The organism is Streptomyces sp. NPDC002138 (assembly GCF_040296485.1).
Taxonomy (GTDB): Bacteria; Actinomycetota; Actinomycetes; order Streptomycetales; family Streptomycetaceae; genus Streptomyces.
On sequence record NZ_JBEOXE010000151.1, the window covers coordinates 1 to 3,397 of the forward strand.

General features: G+C 73.6%; 2 protein-coding genes. Both read left to right on the forward strand.

Annotated features, from left to right (window positions below; genetic code table 11):
• The first annotated feature begins 129 nt into the window (after nt 1-129).
• On the forward strand, nt 130-1,089 hold the full coding sequence (locus ABT084_RS37750) for a hypothetical protein (RefSeq protein WP_351054338.1): 960 nt from the start codon (nt 130-132) through the stop codon (nt 1,087-1,089).
• 540 nt (nt 1,090-1,629) lie between these two features.
• Nucleotides 1,630-3,345, forward strand: a complete 1,716-nt coding sequence (gene metG, locus ABT084_RS37755) for a methionine--tRNA ligase (RefSeq protein WP_351054341.1) — start codon at nt 1,630-1,632, stop codon at nt 3,343-3,345.
• Nucleotides 3,346-3,397: the final 52 nt, after the last annotated feature.

Consider the following 3,397-nt stretch of genomic DNA (forward strand, 5'->3'; position numbering starts at 1 on the left):
CACGCTCGCGGTGTCCCCTCGGGGGACGTCAACAGGGGGGTGCCGACCCCGTGAGATCCGGTCACCGCGGCGCCCGGGACCCCGCTGGACCCGCCGGGACGGCCGCCGCAGCTGCTGTACGCCGGGGACGTGGACGGGCGGGCGGTGGTGGTCCTGCTCGACGCCGACCGGCTGGTGCGCTACGGCGAAGCCGCCGGGGGACCGCGGGACCGGGCGCTCGAGTTCGCCCGTACCGACGAGGCCGGGGTCACCACCGCGGGCGCCGTCGCCCTGAGCCGGGCGGGCGGCCGGGCCCGCTATCTGCTGGCCCCCTGGATCGCCACGGCCGCCGTCCGGGACCTGCTGCGCCCGGCGGACGCCGGGCAGCCGCTGGCCGTGGCCGCCGACGGGGTCACCGGCGCCGCGGCCGTGCCCGGGGTGTCCGGGGCGTGCGCCGGCTGGCCCGTACTCGAACTGACCTCGTCCACCCGCATCGTGGAGAAGCACTCCTTCGTGCTGGCCGACCTCGGCGCGCTGTCGCCCGTACACCTGACCTACACGCCCCTGCCCGACGGGCCGAACGCCGTGCCCGCGCGCCAGCCGAGGGAGGCCACCGGGCCCGCGGCGCGCGCCGCCTGGGCGCCGCTCGCGTGCGGGCTGCGGGAGTTGCGCGCGGGTGGGGTGCGGGCCGTCAACATCTGGGACTTCGCCGACTCCGAGCTGCCCGAGGGGGGCGGGCGGGCCGTCTGGTCCTGCGTCCGCGCATCCGGCTGGGCGGGGCCGGGGGACGTGCGGGTGCAGCTGCGGCCGCCCGTGGGTCCGCCCGTGGAGGTGGCTCGGGCGCGGTCCACCGCCGCCTGCGGCCGGTTCGGGCAGCACCTGCTGGTGGGGGCGCGGTGGCGGACGGCCGCCGGGCACTGGTTCGAACTGGCCGCCGGGAGCCGGGAGGTGGCGGCCATCACGGCCACCGGCGGGGTCCGTGCGGAGGCGGCCGGGCGCAGCCTGACCGCGCCCGCCGGCCCCGAGGACGCCCCCGTCGGGCTGACCGCCCGCCTCACCAGTGGCGCCCGCATCACGGCCCTCGACGGCGCTGGCGGAGGCCGCGACTGAGCCCGCCCCTCCGGCTCCGCCGTGGCCCGGTGCGGTGGGGTGGTTCAGCCTCGCCGGAGTTTGAGGCGCGGGGTCGCGGGGCGGAGCCCCGGGCCGCTGCGCGGAGCGCTCCCCGCCCCGCCCTTCCTCCGTTCCCCGGGCTCCGCCCGGACCCGGTCCTCAAACGCCGGACGGGCTGGAGGGGGGCTGCGCCCGGGCCCGGTCCTCAAGCGCCGGACGGGCTGGCGGTGGCCCCCGGGCTGCGCCCGGACCCCGTCCTCAAACGCCGGACGGGCTGGAGGGGGGCTGCGCCCGGGCCCCGTCCTCAAGCGCCGGACGGGCTGTGAGGGGGCTTCCGGTGGCTCGCGGGCGGGGTGGGGCATGATCCGTGCTCCTGTAGCATGACCGGGAGCGCGAGGGCGGTGACGCAAGAGGTCACAGCCCTCGCTTTCGTGTAAGGCCCACCCCTTGAAATGCGGCGCGTGACGTTTCGGCGGTTCGATACGATGAGCCCCTTCACGATCCTTCACTCACCGCACGTATGAAATGGAGCATCCGAGGATGTCTCGACACCTGATCACCAGCGCGCTTCCGTACATCAACGGGATCAAGCACCTGGGCAACATGGTCGGGTCGATGCTTCCGGCGGACGTGTACTCCCGGTACCTCCGCCAGCGTGGCCACGAGGTCCTCTACATCTGCGCCACCGACGAACACGGCACCCCCGCCGAGCTGGCCGCCAAGGCCGCCGGGCTCTCGGTCGCCGAGTTCTGCGCGCAGGCGCACGACGCGCAGAAGGCGGTCTACGACGGCTTCGAGCTGTCCTTCGACTACTTCGGCCGCAGCTCCTCGCAGCAGAACGCGGAGATCACCCAGCACTTCGCGCGCCGCCTCCAGGAGAACGGCCTTCTCGAGGAGCGCGCGATCCGGCAGGTCTACTCGCCGGTCGACGGCCGCTTCCTGCCGGACCGCTACGTCGAGGGCACCTGCCCGCACTGCGGTTACGACAAGGCCCGCGGCGACCAGTGCGAGAACTGCACCCGCGTCCTGGACCCCACGGACCTGATCGAGCCGCGCTCGGCCATCTCCGGCTCCACCGAGCTGGAGGTCCGCGAGACCAAGCATCTCTTCCTGCTCCAGTCCGCGCTCCAGGGCGAGGTCGAGACCTGGGTCGCCGAGCACGAGGAGGAGTGGCCGCAGCTGGCGTCCTCCATCGCCCGCAAGTGGCTGACCGAGGGCCTGCACGACCGCGCGATCACCCGTGACCTGGACTGGGGCGTGCCGGTCCCGGCCGACACCTGGCCGGAGCTGGCCGCCGACGGCAAGGTCTTCTACGTCTGGTTCGACGCCCCGATCGAGTACATCGCGGCGACGAAGGAGTGGGCGGACGCCGACCCGGCGAACCGCGACTACAAGTCCTGGTGGTACGAGGCCGAGGACGTCCGCTACACCCAGTTCATGGCCAAGGACAACGTCCCCTTCCACACCGTGATGTTCCCCGCCACCGAGCTGGGCGTCCGGGAGCCGTGGAAGATGGTCGACTACGTCAAGGCCTTCAACTGGCTGACCTACTACGGCGGCAAGTTCTCCACCTCGCAGAAGCGCGGCGTCTTCACGGACCAGGCGCTGGAGATCCTGCCCTCCGACTACTGGCGCTACTTCCTCATCGCCAACGCCCCCGAGTCCGACGACTCGTCCTTCACGTGGGAGCACTTCGCCGCCACCGTCAACAAGGACCTCGGCGGTACCCTCGGCAACTTCGTCAACCGCGTGCTGACCTTCTCGCGCAAGCGCTTCGGCGACGAGGTCCCCGCGGGCAGCCCCGCCGGTGAGGCCGAGGCCAAGCTGGGCGAGCAGATCGCCGAGCTGCTCGCCGAGTACGAGGGCCACATGGAGGCGCTCCAGTACCGCAAGGCCGCGGCCGCCCTGCGCGCCCTGTGGTCGGCGGGCAACGCCTACCTGGACGAGAAGGCCCCCTGGCTGGAGGTCAAGACCGACCCGGAGGGCGGGGCGCTCACCCTGCGCACCGCGATGAACCTCATCCACCTCTACTCGGTGGTCTCCGAGCCGCTCATCCCGGCCTCGGCGCGCGCCATGCGCTCGTCCTTCGACCTGGCCGACGACACCGCGGCCTGGGTCACCCCGGAGCAGGCCCGCTCGCTCGACGCGGTCCCCGCCGGCACGCCGTTCACCGTCCCGCCGGTCCTCTTCGCGAGGATCACCGAGGAGGACCTGGACTCCTACCGCGAGCGCTTCGGCGCCGCCGTGGCGGTCTGACAGGAGTAGCACACGGTACGGAGGAGGGGCGCGGCCACCTGGTGGCCGCGCC

What these genes read in the sequence shown, in the direction of transcription:
- metG (WP_351054341.1), top strand. Translation starts at nt 1,630, where the DNA reads ATGTCTCGACACCTGATCACCAGCGCGCTTCCGTACATCAACGGGATC.